Genomic DNA, 19,856 nt, shown 5'->3' with positions numbered 1-19,856 from the left:
CTACACACGCTCAAAACGCTCCGGCTACCCCTTCACTTCAACTCAGCCCAGCTTGCCCGGCCCTCGTCAGCCAAGCTTCTTCTTCAGCAGTTCGTTGACCTGCTGCGGATTCGCCTTGCCCTTCGTCGCCTTCATGGCCTGGCCGATCAGCGCGTTGAACGCCTTCTCCTTGCCCGCGCGGAATTCTTCGACCGACTTCGCGTTCGCGGCGAGCACTTCGTCGATGATCGCTTCGAGCGCGCCGGTATCCGAAATCTGCTTCAGGCCCTTCGCTTCGATGATGCGATCGGCAGCGGCTTCATCGGTGGCTTTTTCTTCCCAGATTGTGAGGAAAATTTCCTTTGCGATCTTGTTGGAAATCGTGCCGTCGACAATACGTTGCAGCAGCAGCGCAAGCTGTGCGGACGAAACCGGGCTTTCCGCGATATCGAGGCCTTCGCGATTCAGTTGCGACGACACCTCGCCGTTCAGCCAGTTTGCCGCGACCTTGGCCTGTGCGGCGCCAAGTTTCTGGACCAGCGCTTCGTAGTAAGCGGCCGTCGCCTTGCTCGACGTCAGTACGCCCGCGTCGTACGGCGTGAGACCGTACTGTTCGACGAAGCGCGTCTGGATCGCTTCCGGCAGTTCCGGCATCTCGCCCTTCACGCGCTCGATCCACGCTGCATCGATCATCAGCGGCATCAGGTCGGGATCGGGGAAATACCGGTAATCGTGCGCGTCTTCCTTGCTGCGCATCGAACGCGTTTCGCGTTTATCCGGATCGTAGAGACGTGTTTCCTGCACTACCGTGCCGCCATCTTCGATCAGTTCGATCTGACGGCGCACTTCGTACTGGATCGCTTCTTCGAGGAAGCGGAACGAGTTCAGGTTCTTGATCTCGGCACGCGTGCCGAATTTCTCCTGACCAACAGGACGCACCGACACGTTCGCATCGCAACGGAACGAGCCTTCCTGCATGTTGCCATCGCAGATGCCGAGCCATACGACGAGCGTATGCAACGTCTTTGCGTACGCGACGGCTTCGGCGGCGCTGCGCATCTCCGGCTCGGTGACGATTTCGAGCAACGGCGTGCCGGCGCGATTCAGGTCGATGCCAGTCATGCCCGCGAAGTCTTCGTGCAGCGACTTGCCCGCATCTTCTTCGAGGTGGGCGCGCGTCAGGTTGACGGTCTTCTCGTACGCTTCCTTGCCGGTTTTCTCGTTGGCAGGCACCTGAATCGTGACCTGTCCGCCCTGCACGACCGGAATCTCGTACTGGCTGATCTGATAGCCCTTCGGCAGATCCGGATAGAAATAATTCTTGCGCGCGAAGATGCTGCGCGGCGCAACCGTCGCGCCGATCGCGAGACCGAAGCGGATCGCACGTTCGACGGCGCCGCGGTTCATCACGGGCAGTGTGCCCGGCAGCGCGAGATCCACAGGCGCGGCTTGCGTGTTGGGCGCGGCGCCGAACTGCGTCGACGCGGCGGAAAAAATCTTGGAGACGGTCGACAGCTGCGCGTGCGTCTCAAGACCGATAACGACTTCCCATTGCGTGGTCATGGATTCACACTCCTGCCGGTGATTTGCGATGCCAGTCGGTCGCGCGCTGGAACGCGTCGGCGACCTGCAACATACGGGCTTCGTTGAAATAGTTGCCGATGATCTGCAGCCCCACCGGACGCTGCGCATTCGCGCCCGCGCCGAAGCCGCACGGCACGCTCATGCCCGGCAAACCAGCGAGGCTCACCGACAGCGTGTAGATGTCCGCGAGGTACATCTGCACAGGATCATCGCCCTTCGCGCCGAGGTCCCACGCGACCGACGGCGACACCGGTCCCATGATGACGTCACACTGTCTGAACGCTTCCTGGAAGTCCTGCGCGATGATGCGGCGGATCTTCTGCGCCTGCAGGTAGTACGCGTCGTAATAGCCATGCGACAGCACGTACGTACCGACCAGAATGCGTCGCTTCACTTCCGGGCCAAACCCTTCCGCACGCGACTTCTTGTACATGTCGAGCAGATCGCGATATTCCGCTGCGCGATGGCCGTAACGCACGCCATCGAAACGCGACAGGTTCGACGACGCTTCCGCCGGCGCGATCACGTAGTAGACGGGAATCGACAGTTCGGTTTTCGGCAGCGAGACTTCGACGAGCGTCGCGCCGAGCGCTTCGTATTGCTTGAGCGCAGCATCGATCGAAGCGCGCACATCATCGGCGAGACCGGCGCCGAAGTATTCCTTCGGCAAACCGATGCGCAGACCGGCGAGCGGCTTGCCTGCGCTTGCGTCGGCGGACCACGTCTTGCCGAGATAGCGCGTGTAGTCTTCGTCGTCGCGCGTGAGGCTGGTGGAATCGCGCTCGTCGAAACCGCCCATCGCATTGAGCAGCGTCGCGCAATCGGCGGCGGTCTTCGCGAACGGGCCGCCCTGATCGAGCGACGAAGCAAACGCAATCATCCCGTAACGCGACACGCGGCCGTACGTCGGCTTGATGCCGGTAATGCCCGTGAACGACGCCGGCTGACGGATCGAGCCGCCGGTGTCCGTGCCGGTCGCAGCGGGCACAAGACGCGCCGCCACGGCCGCAGCCGAACCACCCGACGAACCACCCGGCACCGCCTTGCGGTCCCACGGGTTCTGCACCGGGCCGAAGTACGAATTCTCGTTCGACGAACCCATCGCGAATTCGTCCATGTTCGTCTTGCCGACGCACACCATTCCCGCGCGCCCCAGCCGGTCGACGACGGTCGCGTCGAACGGGCTTTCGTAGTTCTGGAGCATCTTCGAGCCGGCGGTCGAGCGCCAGCCGCGCGTGACGAACACGTCCTTGTGCGCGACCGGCAGGCCCGTCAGCGGGCCCGCGTTGCCTTCGGCGAGACGGACGTCGGCGGCTTTCGCCTGCGTGAGCGTGAGTTCGGGATCGACCTGGATGAACGCATTCAGGCTTTTCGCCGCTTCGATGCGCTGCAGATACATCTCTGCGAGTTCGACGGCGGAGCACTCCTTCGCATCGAGCGCGGCGCGCAGTTCGATCAAACTTTTTTCATGCATTGCGTTTTTCCTGGAAAGCGCGACAGCACGCGATGCGCTGTCGTGGAGGCGTCCGGCTGCCCGCCGGCGTGCCGTGCCATGGATGCCCGTCGAATGGAGACGCGCGACGGGCGCGCGGCAAACGCCTATTCGATGACCTTCGGCACCAGATACAGGCCTTCCTGCACCGCCGGCGCCGGGCGCTGGAATTCCTCACGGCGCACGACTTCGGTGGCGGCGTCGTCACGCAGGCGCAGCGCGACGTCTTCGATCTGCTCGATCGGGTGCGCAAGCGGCGCAATCCCGGTGGTATCGACTGCCTGCATCTGCTCGACGAGGCCGAAAAAATCGTTGAGCTGGGCAAGCGTGTGCTCCGCGTCGGCGTCGGGCAATTCGAGCCGCGCGAGGTGTGCGATGCGTTTCACATCGGTCAGGGTCAGAGCCATGCAGTCACCGGAAGAAGACGTGGACTGGCGCAGCGCGGAAAAAGAGTGCTGCGACAGAGAGTTACGAGATTGGAGCGCGACCTCCAAAAGGGGCCTGCGACGGGAAAAAGTACCGTCCGTTTCCTCCAAAACATCCAAAATTATAAGGTATCATTACGCGTTCGACCCAAACCCGGTCCGACTTACCAAGGCCTTTCTGGACATTTTCCAGAGTGAACCGAGCGGCCTTGCTCCAGTCTCCGGTAGATTCCCTCGCAGTTTCAGGCTCCTGTGGCATGTTCCTGCCCGACCTGAAGCTGTTATTTTTTCCGCTGCCGTCCTGCGCGTACGATGCGAGGCCCGGCCCCAAGCGAGACAGGATTTTTGAATGTTCGGTTTTTTGCGCAGCTACTTCTCCAACGATCTGGCCATTGACCTCGGCACTGCCAATACGCTCATCTACATGCGCGGCAAAGGCATCGTTCTCGATGAACCCTCCGTAGTGTCTATCCGCCAGGAAGGCGGTCCCAACGGCAAGAAGACAATTCAGGCCGTCGGCAAGGAAGCCAAGCAGATGCTCGGCAAGGTGCCGGGCAACATCGAGGCGATCCGCCCGATGAAAGACGGCGTGATCGCCGACTTCACCGTCACCGAGCAGATGATCAAGCAGTTCATCAAGACCGCTCACGAATCGCGCATGTTCTCGCCGTCGCCGCGCATCATCATCTGCGTGCCGTGCGGTTCGACCCAGGTCGAACGCCGTGCGATCAAGGAAGCCGCGCACGGCGCGGGCGCCTCGCAGGTCTACCTGATCGAAGAACCGATGGCCGCTGCAATCGGCGCGGGCCTGCCGGTGTCGGAAGCCACGGGCTCGATGGTCGTCGATATCGGCGGCGGCACGACGGAAGTCGGCGTGATCTCGCTCGGCGGCATCGTGTACAAGGGTTCGGTGCGCGTCGGCGGTGACAAGTTCGACGAAGCCATCGTCAACTACATCCGCCGCAACTACGGCATGCTGATCGGCGAGCAAACCGCCGAAGCCATCAAGAAGGAAATCGGCTCCGCCTTCCCGGGTTCCGAAGTCAAGGAAATGGAAGTGAAGGGCCGCAACCTGTCGGAAGGCATCCCGCGCAGCTTCACGATTTCCAGCAACGAGATCCTGGAAGCGCTCACCGATCCGCTGAACCAGATCGTGTCGTCGGTGAAGATCGCGCTCGAACAGACGCCGCCGGAACTCGGCGCCGACATCGCCGAACGCGGCATGATGCTGACGGGTGGCGGCGCGCTGCTGCGCGACCTCGACCGTCTGCTCGCGGAAGAAACCGGCCTGCCGGTGCTCGTCGCCGAAGACCCGCTGACGTGCGTCGTGCGCGGCTCGGGTATGGCGCTCGAGCGCATGGACAAGCTCGGCAGCATCTTCTCGTACGAGTAAGCGAGTCTAATAGATGAAGGCGGCACGGACCTACCGGCTGGCCATGCCAGCCGCCGTCGCCGCCCGCCAGGCGCTTATCTGACGCGCCGCAGTCTCACCCACCACGCTCACGCCCCCGGCGCCGACCATGGAATACAGTCCGCCGCCCCTGTTCAGGCAAGGCCCGTCGGCACTCGCACGACTGATCTTCTTCGTCGTGCTGGCGCTGGCCCTGCTGATCTCCGACGCACGGTTCCGAACCCTCGAGATCGTTCGCGGCGTCCTCGGCGCGGGCCTCTATCCGTTGCAACGCGCGGCGCTCGTGCCACGCGACCTGTTCATGGGCGCGGCCGATCTCGCCGTGAGCAGCACGACGCTGCGTAGCGAGAACGACAAGCTGCGCGCGAAAAACCTCCAGTTGTCGCAGCAGGCTAATCAGGTCGCCGAACTCGGCGCCGAGAACGGTCATCTGCGCGCGTTGCTCGAACTGTCGCAGCGCAGCACCACGCAATCCACGCCCGCCGAGATCCAGTACGACACACGCGATCCGTTCACGCAGAAAGTCGTGATCGGGCGCGGCTCGCAGCAGGGCGTGAAGGACGGCTCGCCGGTCGTCAACGAAGATGGCGTGATCGGCCAGGTCACGCGTGTGTTCCCGTTGCAGTCGGAAGTCACGCTGCTCACCGACAAGGATCAGGCCGTGCCGGTGCAGATCGTCCGTACGGGTTTGCGCAGCGTGATCTACGGCACGCCGAAGGGCGACTCGCTCGATCTGCGCTTCGTGCCGATCAGCGCCGATGTGCTGGCCGGCGACGAACTCGTCACGAGCGGTCTCGACGGTGTGTATCCGCCGGGTCTGCCGGTCGCGAAGGTGGCGCGGGTCGACAAGCAGGCCGACACCGCTTTCGCCCGCGTGATCTGCGTGCCGATCGCGCAGGTGCGCGGCGCGCGCCAGTTGCTCGTGCTGCACTATCTGAACGACGTGCCGCCGCGGCCGGCCGAGCCCGATCCCGTCGCCGCTGCGAAGGATGCCAAGGCGAAGCGAAACGCCAGGCCGGTCGACAAGGGCGCCGCGAAAGCACCGGAAAAAACCGCGGACAAGGCTGGTGAAAAGCCGGCGGACAAGTCCGCCACCCACGCCACGGAAAAGAACGCGAAACCCGCCCAGCCTGCCTCGGCAACGGCCGGTACAAAGAAAAGCGAGAAGAGCACGCAGGGGACGAAGCCATGAACCGCCCGCAATACATCCTGCAGCCGGTCAACCCGTACTTCATCGCGTTCAGCCTCGCCGCCGCCTTCCTGCTCAACCTGATGCCGTGGGGCCGGTTGATCGCCGTGCCCGACTTCGTCGCGCTGGTGCTGCTGTTCTGGAACGTTCACCAGCCGCGCAAGGTCGGCATGGGCATCGCGTTTTTCCTCGGCCTGCTGATGGACGTGCACAACGCGAGCCTGCTCGGCGAACACGCGCTTGCCTATACGCTGCTGTCATACGGCGCGATCACGATTCACAGGCGCGTGCTGTGGATGTCGATCGGCATTCAGACGTTTGCGGTCATGCCGCTGCTGGTCGGCGCGCAGATCGTGCCGTTCGTGATCCGTCTTTTGACGGGCGCATCGTTTCCAGGCTGGGGCTATCTGATCGACGGTTTCGTCGAAGCTGCACTTTGGCCCATCGCAAGCGTATTGTTGTTGATGCCGCAGCGCCGCCCCGCCGATCCCGACGATACCCGGCCCATCTAGGCCGCACCACGCGTCGGGAGCTCGATTGAACACGTATCTATCCCGCCGGCCCGACGCGCCACGTTTAGGTTTTCCGCCCGCCATCGCACGCGGGCACGTCTTACCTGAAGGCCGCCCGCCGGCCCATTGCATACACGCATGACCGAATTCAAGGACACACAACAGCAGCTTTCGAAGTTCCGCCTGCGGGTCGCCGCGGCGGGCCTGTTCGTGTTCGTCTGCTTCGGGCTGATCGGTTTCCGCTTCCTGTTCCTGCAGGTGTGGCACTACAGCAAATACTCGCTGCAGGCCGACGAAAACCGCATTTCCGTCGCGCCGATCGTGCCGAACCGCGGGATCATCACCGACCGCAACGGCGTCGTGCTCGCGAAGAATTATTCGGCCTACACGCTGGAAATCACACCGTCGAAGCTGAACGACTCGCTGGAAAACGTGATCGACAGTCTCGCGACTGTCGTCAATGTCGACGCCCGCGACCGCCGTCGTTTCAAGAAGCTGCAGGAAGACTCGAAGAACTTCGAGAGCCTGCCGATCCGCACGCGTCTCACCGACGACGAAGTCGCGCGTTTCACCGCACAGCGCTTCCGCTTTCCGGGCGTCGAAGTGCGCGCGCGTCTGTTCCGCCAGTATCCGCTTGGGCCAACGGCGGCGCACGTGATCGGCTATATCGGGCGGATTTCGCAGCGCGACCAGGAACGCATCGACGACGCCAGCGACCAGAACGACAGCGATTCGGATCACTACGATCCGCGCCTCGACGCGAACAACTACAAGGGCACGGATTACATCGGCAAGATCGGCGTCGAGCAGAGCTACGAAACCGAACTGCACGGCCTGACGGGCTTCGAGGAAGTCGAAGTGACGGCTGGCGGCCGTCCGGTGCGCACGATGTCGCGCACGCAGGCGACGCCAGGCAACAACCTTGTGCTTTCGCTGGATATCGGGCTGCAGCAGGTCGCGGAGCAGGCATTCGCCGGCCGGCGCGGCGCACTCGTCGCGATCGAACCGGCAACGGGCGACGTGCTCGCGTTCGTGTCGGCGCCGAGCTTCGATCCGAATTCGTTCGTCGACGGCATCGACCAGCAGACCTGGGACGATCTGAACAACTCGCCGGATCACCCGCTGCTGAACCGCCCGCTGCACGGCACGTATCCGCCGGGCTCGACGTACAAGCCGTTCATGGCGCTCGCCGCGCTCACGCTGCACAAGCGCACGCCGAGCTGGGGCTTCCAGGATCCGGGCTCGTACACGTTCGCCGGCCACACGTTCCGCAACGACGTGCCGCAGGGTCAGGGCTGGATCGACATGAACCGCGCGATCATGGTGTCGAACGACACGTATTTCTACATGCTCGCGCACGATCTCGGCGTCAACGCGATCGCCGGTTTCATGAAGCCGTGGGGCTTCGGCCAGATCACCGGCATCGATATTTCCGGCGAAGCGCGCGGCATCCTGCCTTCGACGGAATGGAAGCGCAAGGCGTACCGCAAGCCGGAACAGCAGCGCTGGTACGAGGGCGAAACGATCAGTCTCGGCATCGGCCAGGGCTACAACTCGTACACGATCCTGCAACTCGCGCACGCCACCGCGACGCTCGCCAACAACGGCGTGCTGATGAAGCCTCACCTCGTGAAAGAGGTCGAAAACCCGATCACGCGCGATACACACCTGACCGTGCCGAAGGACGATGGCCGCATCAACGTGGCGCAGGCGGATATCGACGTCATCAAGCGCGGCATGGAAAACGTGACGACGAATCCGTCAGGCACGGCATACCAGGTGTTCCGCAATGCGGCGTATGCGTCGGCGGGCAAGACCGGGACGGCGCAGGTCTTCTCGCTGCAGGGCGCGAAGTACCATGGCCACGCGCTCGCCGAGCATCTGCGTGACCACGCGCTCTTCATCGCATTTGCGCCGGCGGATCATCCGAAAATCGCGGTCGCGCTGATCGTCGAAAACGGCGGCTGGGGCGCGCAGGCAGCCGGGCCGATTGCGCGTCGCGTGCTCGACTATTACCTCGTCGACCGGACGAAGCCGGGCGCGGAAGCGGCGGCGATCGAAGCCGCGGCGTCGGCGACCGAAGATGCCTCGGCGCCGGTCATCGGAGACGCGCCGGCGCAGCCGCAGGTGGCGACGCCGACGAAGGTCGCGGCGGGTTACACGCCGCTGCCGCCGCCTCCGGGCGCGCCGGTGAAGCCGAAGCCTGACGCGGCGGCGTCAGGAGCGGATGGCGCGCTGGGCGCGTCGGCAGCAACGGGCGCGTCGGCGACTTCACCCGCATCGGGCGTTGGCGCAGCGAAACCGCTAGCCGCATCGACGTCAAAAGCGGCACGCGCCGCTGCAAAGAGCGCTTCGGCAGCCGAAGCCGTATCCGCTTCCGACGCAGTCAAAGCGCCCCGCAAGTCCCCGCGCCCATCACGGCCGGCCAGCGACACACCCACGACGGCGGCCGCGCCCTCGCGCGATACCGGCATGGCGCCGGCGTCGCCGAATCAGCCAGCCACCGGCGGCATGGACGAATAAAGGAGAAAGGCATGCAATTCGACAAGCGCGCCTGGCTCGACCGCATCAAGCGCATGTTTCTGGGCTTCGACAAGCCGCTGGCACTGATCGTCTTTCTGCTGCTGTGCGTCGGCATCGTGACGCTGTACAGCGCGACGCTCGACATGCCCGGTAAGGTCGAGGACCAGTTGCGCAACATCATGCTGACGTTCGCGCTGATGTGGGCGCTCGCCACCGTCCCGCAGACCACACTGATGCGCTTCGCATTGCCGCTCTATACATTCGGCGTCGCGCTGCTGGTCGCTGTGGCGATGTTCGGGCTGACGCGCAAGGGCGCGAAGCGCTGGATCAACGTCGGCGTGGTGATCCAGCCGTCCGAGATCATGAAGATCGCGACGCCGCTGATGCTCGCGTGGTACTACCAGAAGCGCGAAGGCGTGATGCGCTGGTTCGACTACGTGGTCGGCCTGCTGATTCTCGCGGTGCCGGTTGGGCTGATCGCGAAACAGCCTGACCTTGGCACTGCCGTGCTGGTGTTCGCGGCGGGTCTGTTCGTCATCTACTTCGCGGGTTTGAGTTTCAAGCTGATCGTGCCTGTATTGATTGCATGCGTGATCGCAGTGGGTTCGATCGCGGCGTTCCAGGACAAGATCTGCCAGCCGGAAGTCACGTGGCCGCTGATGCACGATTACCAGAAGCACCGTATCTGCACGCTGCTTGATCCGACGTCCGATCCGCTCGGCAAGGGTTTTCACACGATCCAGGCCGTGATCGCGATCGGCTCAGGCGGGCCGATCGGCAAGGGCTGGATGAAGGGCACGCAGGCCCACCTCGAGTTCATCCCTGAAAAGCACACCGACTTCATTTTCGCGGTGTTCTCGGAGGAGTTCGGGCTCGCAGGCGGTATCGTGCTGCTGACGCTTTACATGCTGCTGATCGCGCGTGGGCTCTACATCGCGGCGAACGGCGCGACGCTGTTCGGCCGGCTGCTCGCGGGCTCGCTGACGATGGCGTTTTTCACCTACGCGTTCGTGAACATCGGGATGGTGAGCGGCATTCTGCCGGTGGTCGGCGTGCCGTTGCCGTTCATGAGCTACGGCGGGACTGCGCTGATTACGCTCGGCGTGGCGACCGGCCTGATCATGAGCGTCTCGCGACAGAAGCGGTTGATGCAGAGTTGATCTGCTGTTTCAGATGTCCGTCAGATGACCCACTCGCGGCGGCCGCGCGAACGTCGGCCGCCGCGATCATGCTTACTGCGGCTTCGTCTCGCGTTCCTGCTGAAGCTGCGAAGTGAGTTGCTGGTACTTCAGGCGCGCCGCCGGATCACCCTGCGCCGCCGCCGCCGCGTAGTAGGCCCGCGCGACGTTCAGATTGCGGTCGACGCCATCGCCGCCCCGCTCATAGAACGAGCCTGTCACATACTGCGCCGTCATGTCGCCGCCTTCGGCCGCTTTCTTGTACCAGAAGAACGCCTGCTGGTTGTCGCGCGCCGTGCCGCGGCCATCCAGAAACTGGTTGGCGAGCGCCAGTTCAGCCTGCACGTGGCCCTGCTTCGCCGCTTTCAGAAACCACGTGTGCGCCTCGGCCGGATCACGGCCGACGAACTCGCCGTCGTCGTACATCTTGCCGTACACGTACTGCGCGTGCGACATGTTTGCGTCGGCGGCCTTGCGCAACCATTTCTTGCCTTCTTCGACATCGGGCGCGGTGCCTTCGCCGTTCAGCAGCATCATCGCGTAGTTGAACTCGGCGAGCCGGCTGCCGTGCTGCGCCGCCTTGCGGAATTCGGCGAGCGCCGGGCCAAAGTTGCCCGCGTTGTAATCCGCGACGGCCGTCTGCGTTTCGGCATCCGCCGCCTTGGGCGACACGACCGTCTGCGCGCTGGCCTGCATCGGCGTCGCAATGCCCGCGACGAGCGCGACAAGTGCCCCGCAGCCCGCCGCACGCGCCAGCCACCACGACAATGGGGCACGAATCATGAGCGCACCTCCTGCAGCGCCTGACGCGTCGCGCGCAGCATCCACATGACGTCCGCCGCGAGTGCGATAAAGCGGAAGCCTTCGGTGCGATATTGCCGCGCGCTCAAGACGTCCATTGCGAAGATGCCGGTCGCCACTTTTGCACGACGCGCGACGTCCGCGACATGCGCAATGGCTGCCAGGACCTCCGGATGCTTCGAGTCGCCGAGATGGCCGAGGCTCGCGGCCAGATCGGCCGGCCCGATGAACAGGCAGTCGATGCCCTGGGTCGCGGCGATCTGCTCGACGTTGTCGACGGCGCGCGCCGATTCGATCTGCACGATCGTCGCGATCTGCGCATTCGCGTTCTGCACGTAGTCACGCCGCATGCCGTACGCCGCGGCGCGCACGGCGCCCGCGACGCCGCGCAGGCCGTCGTTACCGCCGATGCCGGGATATTGCGTCAGACGCACGGCTTGCGCCGCTTCTTCAGCCGATTCGATATTCGGGAACATCAACGTGCGCGCGCCCGCATCGAGCACGCGCTTGACGATCCACGGCTCGCTCGCCGGCAGCCGCACGACCGGCTCGGTCGGCAGATGCGCCGCAGCAATCGCGCGCAACTGGCCGGTGACGTCGATGCTGTCGTTCGGCGAGTGCTCCATGTCGATCAGCAGCCAGTCGAAACCGGCGTGCGCGAGCGCCTCGGCGGCCGTGTCGCTGCCGAGTGAGAGCCACAATCCGAACAGCGGATCAGGATCTTTCAGACGTTGCTTGAGGGGATTGGTGAACGTGCTCATCGCTGTGCTCCCTGGCGGCGCGACGCGCGGCCTGAAGCACATGAAAGGACGTTGGTGACGCTGGTGACGTCTTCGCGGCGGGCGTTGCGCCCGCTTCGCGGTGTAGTGAACGGCATGTCTCGCTCCGGCTGGGTTACGAAGCGATCATACCGTGACAATAACGCGCCCGTTCAGTCGCGAACGACGTCAGCCCAGCAGTTCGGCGTTTCGTACAGACGAACCTTGTGCAAACGCAGATTCACGCCGTAATGCGCATCGTAGACGTTCGCGAGGATATCGAACGCGACAGCCGCGAGATTTTCGACGGTCGGAATGCGGTCGAGCACGACCGTCTTGTGGCCGGCCATCGTTTCGAGGAAACCGCGCACCTGCGTATCGCCTTCGTAGACGAGAAACGCATGGTCCCACAGGTTCACGAGATGCTCGTTCGCAAGCGACTTTACGTCGGCGAAATCCATCACCATGCCGCGATCCGGCGCGCCTTCCGTTTCGACGAGATCGCCTTGCAGCGTGATTTCGAGCACATAGCGATGGCCGTGCAGGTTACGGCACTGGCTGCGGTGATCGGGGATGCGGTGGCCCGCGTCGAACTCAAGTTTTCGGGTAATCGTCAGCACGGTGGATCAGGGAATGTTCAGATACTTGTGGGTCTGCATCGACAGGCGCCATTGCGGATGGCGTTTGCACCAGTCGATCGCGAGCTTCGTGTTGATATCGCGCGACGGGCCGTCCATCGGCTGCACGAGGAAATATTCAAAGTCGAGCTTCGCGTAGTCGGCGAGGCGCTGGTTGTCCTGCGGCACGACAACCTTCAGCTCGTTGCCTTTCGTCACGACGAGCGGCGCGTCGGCCTTCGGGCTCACGCAGATCCAGTCGATGGTTTCCAGCACCGGCAGCGAGCCGTTGGTTTCGATCGCGATCTCAAAGCCAGCGGCGTGCAGGGCATCGACGAACGGCGGGTCGATCTGCAACATCGGTTCGCCGCCGGTGCACACGACAAAGCGCGCGCCTTCGCCTTCCGGCCACAGCGACGCGATCTTCGCGACGAGTTCTTCTGCGGTGCGGAATTTGCCGCCGTTCTCGCCATCGGTGCCGACAAAATCGGTGTCGCAGAAGCGGCACACAGCGTCCGCGCGATCTTCCTCACGGCCCGACCACAGATTGCAGCCGGCGAAGCGGCAAAACACGGCCGGGCGCCCGGCATTCGCGCCTTCGCCCTGCAATGTGTAGAAGATTTCCTTGACCGCGTACGTCATGCTGCCTTCTGCCTGAGTTTCCTGAACGTGTTGATTACCGGCGCCGTGCTGCCGCGCCGAGTTGCCGCTATACGGGCTCCGTCACTTTCTCGCCGGCGAGATACGCTTCGTAGCCGCGCTTGCGGAGCTTGCATGCCGGACATTCGCCGCAGCCGAAACCCCACTTGTGCAGCTCTGCGCGTTCGCCGAGATAGCACGTATGCGTTTCGACGCGAATCAGCTCGACCAGCGCTTCGCCGCCCAGCTCCTGCGCGAGTCGCCACGTGTCGGCCTTGTCGAGCCACATCAGCGGCGTTTCGAGCAGGAAGCGGCTGTCCATGCCGAGATTCAGCGTGACTTGCAGCGCTTTCATCGTGTCGTCGCGGCAATCGGGGTAGCCGGAGAAATCCGTCTCGCACATTCCGCCGACCAGCACCTGCAGTCCGCGCCGGTAGGCGATCGCCGCGGCGATCGTCATGAACATCAGATTGCGGCCGGGCACGAAGGTGTTCGGCAATCCGCTCGCGGCGGCTTCGATCTGGATCTCGCGCGTCATCGCGGTATCGCTGATCGCGCCGAGCACACCGAGGTCGATCATGTGATCGTCGCCGAGGCGTTCGCCCCACGCGGGGAATTCACGCGCAATCGCGCTGCGAAAGCCCTCGCGGCATTCCAGCTCGACGCGATGCCGTTGACCGTAGTCGAAGCCGAGTGTCTCGACCGTTTCGTATCGTTCGAGCGCCCACGCGAGGCAGGTGGCCGAGTCCTGACCACCGGAGAAGAGCACAAGGGCGCTACGTTTAGCGTCTGTCCGGGTCACCGTGAAACTCCGTGATTGATGAGTGCCCGCGTCGCGTTGCGCGGTGTGTCCTGCAGCAGCGCGGCGCCTCTTGAGCCGATGTTCGGCCCACGTTGAACCGGCGCAGTCGGGCCGGTCTCAGGCAGTATAGGCCGCGCCTTTCGCACGCAGCGTCGCTGGCGCTTATACCGCTCATCGCTTGCAGGTGGCTATTGCGTGACGCGCGAGCCGGACATCCGAAGCGCTGTCTCGCCCACTGCCACAATGCACTCTCGCGCATTCACGGACACCGTCAGCCTGAAACGAAAAGGACGTGTGCCGAACGCGGCAAGTCCTTGAACTGGCGCGATTTTATCACGCGGCGCAACATGCCGCTGACGGCCCCACTCGCGACGGATCCGCATAGCGAACGGCGCCACGCACTGCAACATGAGCTGCTCCACGAGTGGCCGCACAAGTGTCCCGATTGAGGCACCACAAAAGCAGAAAGCCCCAGGAATCTTGCGATTTTCCTGGGGCTAAATTCTGGTGGCCTGGGTCGGAATCGAACCAACGACACGCGGATTTTCAATCCGCTGCTCTACCAACTGAGCTACCGGGCCAACGAAGAAGCGAGAGTATATCAAAGTGGGCCGACTGCCTCAAGCCCCTTGGTGAAATTTATCGGGATGGCCCGCAACCAGCCTTATTCACTCTTGTTCTTGCCGAGGTCGACGCCGAGCTGCTTCAGCTTGCGATACAGGTGGGTCCGTTCGAGCCCGGTCTTCTCCGCGACCCGCGTCATGCTGCCGTTCTCACGTGCGAGGTGATACTCGAAGTAAGCGCGCTCGAACGCGTCGCGCGCGTCGCGCAGCGGAATGTCGAAGGAAATCGACGCTGTTTGAGCGGGCAACGCGCCGCCGATCATGCTGTCGGCCGAAAGCATAGGCAGCGCGGCCGCTGACGCAACCGCCGACACGCCCACCGGCAACGCAGGCTTCGCAGCCACGCCGCCAACGGGCGGTACCGCGTTGCCACGCGCGAGACCCTGCTCGACCGCCTTCAGCAGTTTCTGCAATGCGATCGGCTTCTCAAGAAAATTGAGCGCGCCTATCCGCGTTGCCTCGACGGCCGTGTCGATCGTCGCGTGACCGGACATCATGATCACCGGCATCGTCAGTTGCCCTTGCGCGGCCCACTCTTTCAACAACGTGACGCCATCGGTATCCGGCATCCAGATGTCGAGCAGCACGAGATCCGGCGCCTGACGCAAGCGAAAATCGCGCGCTTCCTGCGCGTTTTCCGCGGCCTCCACAACGTGCCCTTCGTCGCTCAGGATCTCCGAGAGCAATTCCCGGATGCCCATTTCATCATCTACCACCAGGATGGTTGCCATTTACGCTGCCCTTGTCTGCACTGTTGCTTTTGTCGTTCCCTGCAAAGCGTCGCCGTGCGTGCCTTGCGGCCCCGCTCCGGGCGCCGCCGCGTCGTCTGCCATTTGAAGGAAGAGAATCGAGATCTGCGCGCCTTCGATCACATCGCCCGCTCTCATACGGTTGCGAATGTCGATGCGCGCGCCGTGTTCGTCGACGATCTTCTTCACCATAGCAAGACCAAGACCTGTCCCTTTGGCCTTGGTCGTCACGTAAGGTTCGAAGGCGCGCGTCAGGATGCGGGCGGGGAAACCCGCTCCGTTATCCGATACGGTCAGACGCACCGCGATGCGCGTTTTGCCTTCAGCGTCGGGATCGCCATATTCTACTGTCCGCGTCTCGAGCACCACACGAGGATGTTCGACGTCCGCGACTGCATCCTGCGCGTTCTGCAGCAGGTTGTGAATCACCTGGCGCAACTGCGTCGCGTCACCGCGAATCACCGGCAGGTGCGCGGCGAGTTCCACCGCGATCGCACTCTTGCCTTCTTCGATGCCGTAAAGCGTGAGCACTTCGCTCACCAGTTCGTTGAGCTGCAGGTTCGCGAGCACCGCCGGCGGCGTGCGTGCATAGTCGCGGAAACTGTCGACCATCTGCTTCATCGCCGCGACCTGGTTCACGATCGTGGTCGCGCCGCGCTTGAGCACTTCAGCGTCGGATGGCGTGAGCTTGTCGGCGAGCTTCATCTGCAGACGCTCCGCCGACAGCTGGATCGGCGTCAGCGGATTCTTGATTTCGTGCGCAAGCCGTCGCGCGACTTCGCCCCACGCGATCGAGCGCTGCGCCGAGATCACGTCCGAAATATCGTCGAACACGACGACGTAGCCGGATGTCTGTGCATCTTCCGCATCGCCTTCGGTGGCCGCGACGAGTCGCGCGCCGCGCACGAGCAGTGTCAACGGCTCGCCCTCACCCGGCATCTGCAGCGAAACCTGCTGTTGCCAGTGGCCACGATCGTCGTGACCGTCGCCGCTCGCCGCTTCGCGATCGGCGAACGCCTTGCGCACCATCGCGCCGAATTCGTCGAGCACGCCGATGCGATCGAGCGACGCGCCGAGCATCTGCTGGAACGGCTGGCGGAAGATGCGTTCCGCGCCGCGATTCGCCGTGGTCAGCCGGAAGCGCCGGTCGAACACGAAGACGCCCGCAGTCAGGTTCGCAAGAATGCTTTCCAGATACGCCTTCGAATGCTCGAGTGCGATACGGTTGTTCTCGACCGCCGCGCGTGCTTCGGAAAGCTGGCGCGTCATCGCGTTGAACGACTGCGTCAGGAAGCCGAGTTCATCGCGCGACTTGATTTCGCGCTTCGGCGTGTAGTCGCCCTCGGTCACTTCCTTCGTGCCCTGTGCGAGCAGGAACAGCGGCCGCGCGAGCTGGTTGCCGAGCGCGAGCGCGAGCATCATCGCGATGAAAGTGGCGAGAAACAGCGCGAGCGTCAGCGTGCCAATGTACATCTTGCGCAGACCGGTACGCCCAAGCGCCTTTTCCTGATACTCGCGGTAGGCGCGCTGCACGGCGTCGGCGTTACGCGCGAGCGACGGCGAAACTGGAACCGTGAGTTGCAGGAAGCGTTCGGCGGGCTGCAGCAACGAGGCGTTCGAATCCGGAATGCGCTGCACGATGCGCAGACGCAGCGCGCCCTTCGCGCCGCGCAGATGCGGGTCGCCGTCCACTTCGCCCTCGATCGCGGCATAGCCACGGCCGCGCGCCTGGTCGATCATGAGCGGCGTGGGCAGATCGTTCGGCACAAGCGACGCGTAGTTGCCCGATGCCTGCGCGACGACATGCATGTCCGGCGTCGCGCCCGACATGCTACGCACCGGCTCGACGATGGTCGCTTCCTGCACGCCGAACTGGTCACGCAGACGCAACAGCGAAAGCGTCGTGCTACCGGGTTCCGCGCTCGCGAGCTGCTCGGACATCAGACGGCCCTTCGTCTGCAGATCGGAGAGCGACGCATCGAGCATGCCGCGGCCGAGATTCAGTCCGGACGTAAGCGCGGTTTCGACGTTGACGTCGAACCACGATTCGATGCTGCGCGACACGAACTGATACGACACGACGTAGATGATCCCGCCCGGCACGACGCCCACGAGCGCGAAGAAAAATGCGAGCTTCGCGAGCAGCCGCGTGCCGAATTTGCCCTTTCGCAATCGCGAGATGATGACGACGACGAGCACCGCCACGATCAGCATGAAGATCAGCGCGACGGCGACGTTGGCTGCGTAGAGCCACTGATAGTAGCGATCGAAGAACTCGGTGTTCGCGCTCGCGGCCGCGAGCAGCACGAGCAGCAGGACGGCCGTGACGGCGACCGTCGACACCATCACGCGGACGATGAGGCCCGTGACACTGGCGGGGGTGGCGCGGCGCACTTTATTTAGCACGTTCGGTCACCGTGAAGGTAAAGCGCTTCCAGTCCGAAGAGAGGTTCCAGTCGCGGTTGTTGACCGCGTCGATCTGGAACGGCTTCGGCATCAGCGCGACGTCGAGCTGCATGCGGACCGACGCGTTATACGTCTCACCCACATGGACCTGATTGCGTTCGATCACATGCCACGACGTGACGTGCTTGATCACCGAGAGCGCATCTTTCAGCGTACTGAAGCCGAGCTGAAGACCACCGCTCGACACGCGATATTCGCGCGTAAGCGGCTGGAATGAAAGACGGATGCTTTGCGAGACGCTCACTGGTTGCTCGTCGAACCAGTACCACCGTGGGCGGTTAAGTTCGAAGTCGGTCGTGAAGTAAAGCGGGATGCCCTTGTTGACGGCGTCTTCGAGATTGCTGTTCAGATCGAAGTCGAAACGCGCGTCGAGATTCCAGCCATTGCCGTCAGCCTGCAATGACGCACGCTGCACGGCGATCGAATCGGCGCGCGCGGGTTCGGCTGTACCCAGCCAAACGGCCAGCGCAATCCAGAGCACGGCCGCGAGCCGAAGCGGGAAGAAGCGTTTTATGGTCACCGTTTCTGAAAGCGCGCGTAGAAAAATCCGTCGTGGTCTGAATTCGAGTCGGTGTCCTGCCCGGCACGCGGCACGCCCGATCCATCGGCCGGCGCGCGGGCGACCTTGGGCAACAGCTGCCCCGGCGCGTCCAATCGTACCGCATCTTGATGGATGCCTCCAAACCACTGGGCCTGCAACTCGCCCTCTTCAGGAAAGATCGAGCACGTCACGTAAAGCAGTTCGCCGCCCGGTTTCACGAGCGGCCAGAGCGCCTCGAGAATGCGCCGCTGCTCGGCAACCAGCGCAGGAATATCACTCGCGCGACGCAGCCAGCGAATGTCCGGATGGCGCCGCACGATGCCCGACGCGGAACACGGGACGTCAGCGAGGATGCGGTCGAAGGGCTGGCCGTCATGCCACTTTGTGGGGTCACCCGCATCGCCAATGCGCACTTCGGCTTCGAGATTGAGGCGCTGCAGGTTCTCACCGATGCGCCGCGCGCGCGACGCATCGCTTTCAAGCGCGATCAGTTCGATGTCGGCGAGTTCGAGCAGATGGCCCGTCTTGCCGCCGGGCGCGGCGCACGCGTCGAGCACGCGCAGGCCCGGTTGTAAGTCGATGTTTTGCGCGGCGAGTTGCGCACCGGCGTCCTGCACCGAGACGACGCCTTCGTCGAAGCCGGGAATGCGATCGACCGGCATCGGTGTGTCGAGGCGCACGGCGTGCTCGCCGGCCTGGCTCGCTGCGATGTGATGCTCGCCCAGCACCTTCAGATAATCAGCAACGGTCGAGCGACGTGCGTTCACGCGCAGCGTCAGCGGCCCTTGCTCCTTGCCAGACGCGAGGATGGCCTGCCAGTTGTCCGGCCATGCGTTCCTGACGGCATCGATCCACCACTGCGGGTAGTTCCAGTGCGCAACGTCGTCCGTCTGCACGGTGGCAAGCAGGCCTTCGCGCTCGCGCAGGAAGCGGCGCAATACGGCGTTGACCAGTCCCTTGGCAAACGCGAATTCGCGGCGCGCGCCGATCGCATTCACCGCCTGATCGACAACCGTGAACGGCGTGTACGCGGCCGACTCCTCCTGGTCGATGAGCAATGCAAGCGCGCACGCCAGCACATGGCCGACGTGTGGCGGCGGCGCCTTGCGCACGAGCTGCGTGATGAGCGCCTCGGCGGTGGCGAGACGACGCATCGTCCGGTACGCGATGTCCTGTACGGCGCCGCGCGCTGCGGCCGCTGCGCCTTCAGGTGCGGAGACGAACACGCTCTGCAGCGCGGCAGGCAACGCCGCACCGAGGCGCACGGCGCCGACGGCCTGCGCCGCGCAATCGAGCGCAAAGCCCAGCGACTCGGGCGCGAGATGCAGCGTCGACAGACGCGATTCGCGCGCACGCGGGGATTTCGAAACGGGACGCTCGGAAGGCTTGGAAGTCATGGATCACGCAAAGGCGAGCCACGCAGGCGGCGTGGCGCAAAAGAGACATTGTAGCTTGGCGCGCCGCCGGGCCGGGCTGAGGCGCGCGGCATCGGTGTGGCCTGAGCCCGCGGTTGGCCGCGGTTGGCCGCGTTTGCAGCGGTTGAGCGCGCTGAAACAAAAAGGGCGGG

General features: G+C 63.8%; 17 protein-coding genes and 1 tRNA gene. 5 read left to right on the top strand and 13 right to left on the bottom strand.

Annotated elements, in window-relative coordinates; all coding sequences use genetic code 11:
* Window positions 1-66: 66 nt before the first annotated feature.
* The 3 genes from gatB to gatC all read right to left on the bottom strand — a co-directional run bounded on the left by gatB (window position 67) and on the right by gatC (window position 3,462).
* Window positions 67-1,542: an Asp-tRNA(Asn)/Glu-tRNA(Gln) amidotransferase subunit GatB gene (gene gatB / locus P3T16_RS01770; protein ID WP_429340948.1), complete on the bottom strand. Its 1,476-nt coding sequence runs from the start codon at window positions 1,540-1,542 to the stop codon at window positions 67-69.
* 4 nt (window positions 1,543-1,546) lie between these two features.
* A complete protein-coding gene (gene gatA, locus P3T16_RS01765; protein WP_429340947.1) occupies window positions 1,547-3,037 on the bottom strand; it encodes an Asp-tRNA(Asn)/Glu-tRNA(Gln) amidotransferase subunit GatA in 1,491 nt (496 codons plus the stop codon).
* 125 nt (window positions 3,038-3,162) lie between these two features.
* A complete protein-coding gene (gene gatC, locus P3T16_RS01760; protein ID WP_429340946.1) occupies window positions 3,163-3,462 on the bottom strand; it encodes an Asp-tRNA(Asn)/Glu-tRNA(Gln) amidotransferase subunit GatC in 300 nt (99 codons plus the stop codon).
* Window positions 3,463-3,829: 367 nt separating this feature from the next.
* On the opposite strand from gatC, the gene P3T16_RS01755 reads away from it, so the two are divergent.
* The 5 genes from P3T16_RS01755 (at window position 3,830) to rodA (ending at window position 10,275) form a co-directional block, all read left to right on the top strand.
* Complete coding sequence (locus P3T16_RS01755; RefSeq protein WP_004189550.1) at window positions 3,830-4,873, top strand: rod shape-determining protein; 1,044 nt, start codon at window positions 3,830-3,832, stop codon at window positions 4,871-4,873.
* A 127-nt stretch (window positions 4,874-5,000) separates the two neighbouring features.
* On the top strand, window positions 5,001-6,083 hold the full coding sequence (gene mreC / locus P3T16_RS01750) for a rod shape-determining protein MreC (protein ID WP_429340945.1): 1,083 nt from the start codon (window positions 5,001-5,003) through the stop codon (window positions 6,081-6,083).
* Window positions 6,080-6,592: a rod shape-determining protein MreD gene (gene mreD / locus P3T16_RS01745; protein WP_429255088.1), complete on the top strand. Its 513-nt coding sequence runs from the start codon at window positions 6,080-6,082 to the stop codon at window positions 6,590-6,592. Before mreC ends, mreD begins: the two co-directional genes overlap by 4 nt.
* Before the next feature lie 138 nt (window positions 6,593-6,730).
* Entirely contained in the window at window positions 6,731-9,115 is a 2,385-nt protein-coding gene (mrdA, locus tag P3T16_RS01740; RefSeq protein ID WP_429340944.1) for a penicillin-binding protein 2, read from the top strand.
* An 11-nt stretch (window positions 9,116-9,126) separates the two neighbouring features.
* A complete protein-coding gene (gene rodA / locus P3T16_RS01735; protein ID WP_429255090.1) occupies window positions 9,127-10,275 on the top strand; it encodes a rod shape-determining protein RodA in 1,149 nt (382 codons plus the stop codon).
* A gap of 72 nt (window positions 10,276-10,347) precedes the next feature.
* On the opposite strand, the gene P3T16_RS01730 is transcribed toward rodA, so the two are convergent.
* From P3T16_RS01730 to rsmB, 10 genes are all read right to left on the bottom strand, one after another.
* Window positions 10,348-11,076: a tetratricopeptide repeat protein gene (locus P3T16_RS01730; RefSeq protein WP_429340943.1), complete on the bottom strand. Its 729-nt coding sequence runs from the start codon at window positions 11,074-11,076 to the stop codon at window positions 10,348-10,350.
* On the bottom strand, window positions 11,073-11,855 hold the full coding sequence (locus P3T16_RS01725) for an HpcH/HpaI aldolase family protein (RefSeq protein ID WP_429255092.1): 783 nt from the start codon (window positions 11,853-11,855) through the stop codon (window positions 11,073-11,075). Before P3T16_RS01725 ends, P3T16_RS01730 begins: the two co-directional genes overlap by 4 nt.
* Window positions 11,856-12,025: 170 nt before the next feature.
* Window positions 12,026-12,469 carry a 6-carboxytetrahydropterin synthase QueD gene (queD, locus tag P3T16_RS01720; RefSeq protein WP_429255176.1) on the bottom strand — a complete coding sequence of 148 codons (444 nt, stop codon included), beginning with the start codon at window positions 12,467-12,469 and terminating at the stop codon, window positions 12,026-12,028.
* Window positions 12,470-12,478: 9 nt separating this feature from the next.
* Window positions 12,479-13,111: a 7-carboxy-7-deazaguanine synthase gene (gene queE, locus P3T16_RS01715; protein WP_429255093.1), complete on the bottom strand. Its 633-nt coding sequence runs from the start codon at window positions 13,109-13,111 to the stop codon at window positions 12,479-12,481.
* 67 nt (window positions 13,112-13,178) lie between these two features.
* Window positions 13,179-13,910 carry a 7-cyano-7-deazaguanine synthase QueC gene (gene queC / locus P3T16_RS01710; protein ID WP_429255094.1) on the bottom strand — a complete coding sequence of 244 codons (732 nt, stop codon included), beginning with the start codon at window positions 13,908-13,910 and terminating at the stop codon, window positions 13,179-13,181.
* A 505-nt stretch (window positions 13,911-14,415) separates the two neighbouring features.
* Window positions 14,416-14,491: transfer RNA gene (locus P3T16_RS01705), tRNA-Phe, on the bottom strand.
* Window positions 14,492-14,574: 83 nt separating this feature from the next.
* The gene (gene esaR, locus P3T16_RS01700) at window positions 14,575-15,264 is read right to left on the bottom strand and encodes a response regulator transcription factor EsaR (RefSeq protein WP_429255095.1); all 690 of its coding nucleotides are present in this window, start codon (window positions 15,262-15,264) and stop codon (window positions 14,575-14,577) included.
* Entirely contained in the window at window positions 15,265-17,688 is a 2,424-nt protein-coding gene (locus tag P3T16_RS01695; protein WP_429340942.1) for an ATP-binding protein, read from the bottom strand. It lies immediately after the preceding gene.
* Window positions 17,678-18,268 (bottom strand): DUF4390 domain-containing protein, encoded by a 591-nt coding sequence (locus tag P3T16_RS01690; RefSeq protein ID WP_429340941.1) that lies wholly within the window; start codon window positions 18,266-18,268, stop codon window positions 17,678-17,680. The genes P3T16_RS01695 and P3T16_RS01690 overlap by 11 nt, the downstream gene beginning before the upstream one ends.
* On the bottom strand, window positions 18,265-19,686 hold the full coding sequence (gene rsmB, locus P3T16_RS01685; RefSeq protein WP_429340940.1) for a 16S rRNA (cytosine(967)-C(5))-methyltransferase RsmB: 1,422 nt from the start codon (window positions 19,684-19,686) through the stop codon (window positions 18,265-18,267). Before rsmB ends, P3T16_RS01690 begins: the two co-directional genes overlap by 4 nt.
* Window positions 19,687-19,856: the final 170 nt, after the last annotated feature.

Source organism: Paraburkholderia sp. GAS42, assembly GCF_050436565.1.
Classification (GTDB): Bacteria; Pseudomonadota; Gammaproteobacteria; order Burkholderiales; family Burkholderiaceae; genus Paraburkholderia.
This window is presented reverse-complemented; position numbering and strand designations above follow the sequence as displayed.

What these genes read in the sequence shown, in the direction of transcription:
- P3T16_RS01725 (WP_429255092.1), bottom strand. Translation starts at nt 11,855, where the DNA reads ATGAGCACGTTCACCAATCCCCTCAAGCAACGTCTGAAAGATCCTGAT.
- gatC (WP_429340946.1), bottom strand. Translation starts at nt 3,462, where the DNA reads ATGGCTCTGACCCTGACCGATGTGAAACGCATCGCACACCTCGCGCGG.
- esaR (WP_429255095.1), bottom strand. Translation starts at nt 15,264, where the DNA reads ATGGCAACCATCCTGGTGGTAGATGATGAAATGGGCATCCGGGAATTG.
- rsmB (WP_429340940.1), bottom strand. Translation starts at nt 19,686, where the DNA reads ATGACTTCCAAGCCTTCCGAGCGTCCCGTTTCGAAATCCCCGCGTGCG.
- gatA (WP_429340947.1), bottom strand. Translation starts at nt 3,037, where the DNA reads ATGCATGAAAAAAGTTTGATCGAACTGCGCGCCGCGCTCGATGCGAAG.
- mreD (WP_429255088.1), top strand. Translation starts at nt 6,080, where the DNA reads ATGAACCGCCCGCAATACATCCTGCAGCCGGTCAACCCGTACTTCATC.
- rodA (WP_429255090.1), top strand. Translation starts at nt 9,127, where the DNA reads ATGCAATTCGACAAGCGCGCCTGGCTCGACCGCATCAAGCGCATGTTT.
- gatB (WP_429340948.1), bottom strand. Translation starts at nt 1,542, where the DNA reads ATGACCACGCAATGGGAAGTCGTTATCGGTCTTGAGACGCACGCGCAG.
- P3T16_RS01755 (WP_004189550.1), top strand. Translation starts at nt 3,830, where the DNA reads ATGTTCGGTTTTTTGCGCAGCTACTTCTCCAACGATCTGGCCATTGAC.
- P3T16_RS01730 (WP_429340943.1), bottom strand. Translation starts at nt 11,076, where the DNA reads ATGATTCGTGCCCCATTGTCGTGGTGGCTGGCGCGTGCGGCGGGCTGC.
- mreC (WP_429340945.1), top strand. Translation starts at nt 5,001, where the DNA reads ATGGAATACAGTCCGCCGCCCCTGTTCAGGCAAGGCCCGTCGGCACTC.
- mrdA (WP_429340944.1), top strand. Translation starts at nt 6,731, where the DNA reads ATGACCGAATTCAAGGACACACAACAGCAGCTTTCGAAGTTCCGCCTG.
- queE (WP_429255093.1), bottom strand. Translation starts at nt 13,111, where the DNA reads ATGACGTACGCGGTCAAGGAAATCTTCTACACATTGCAGGGCGAAGGC.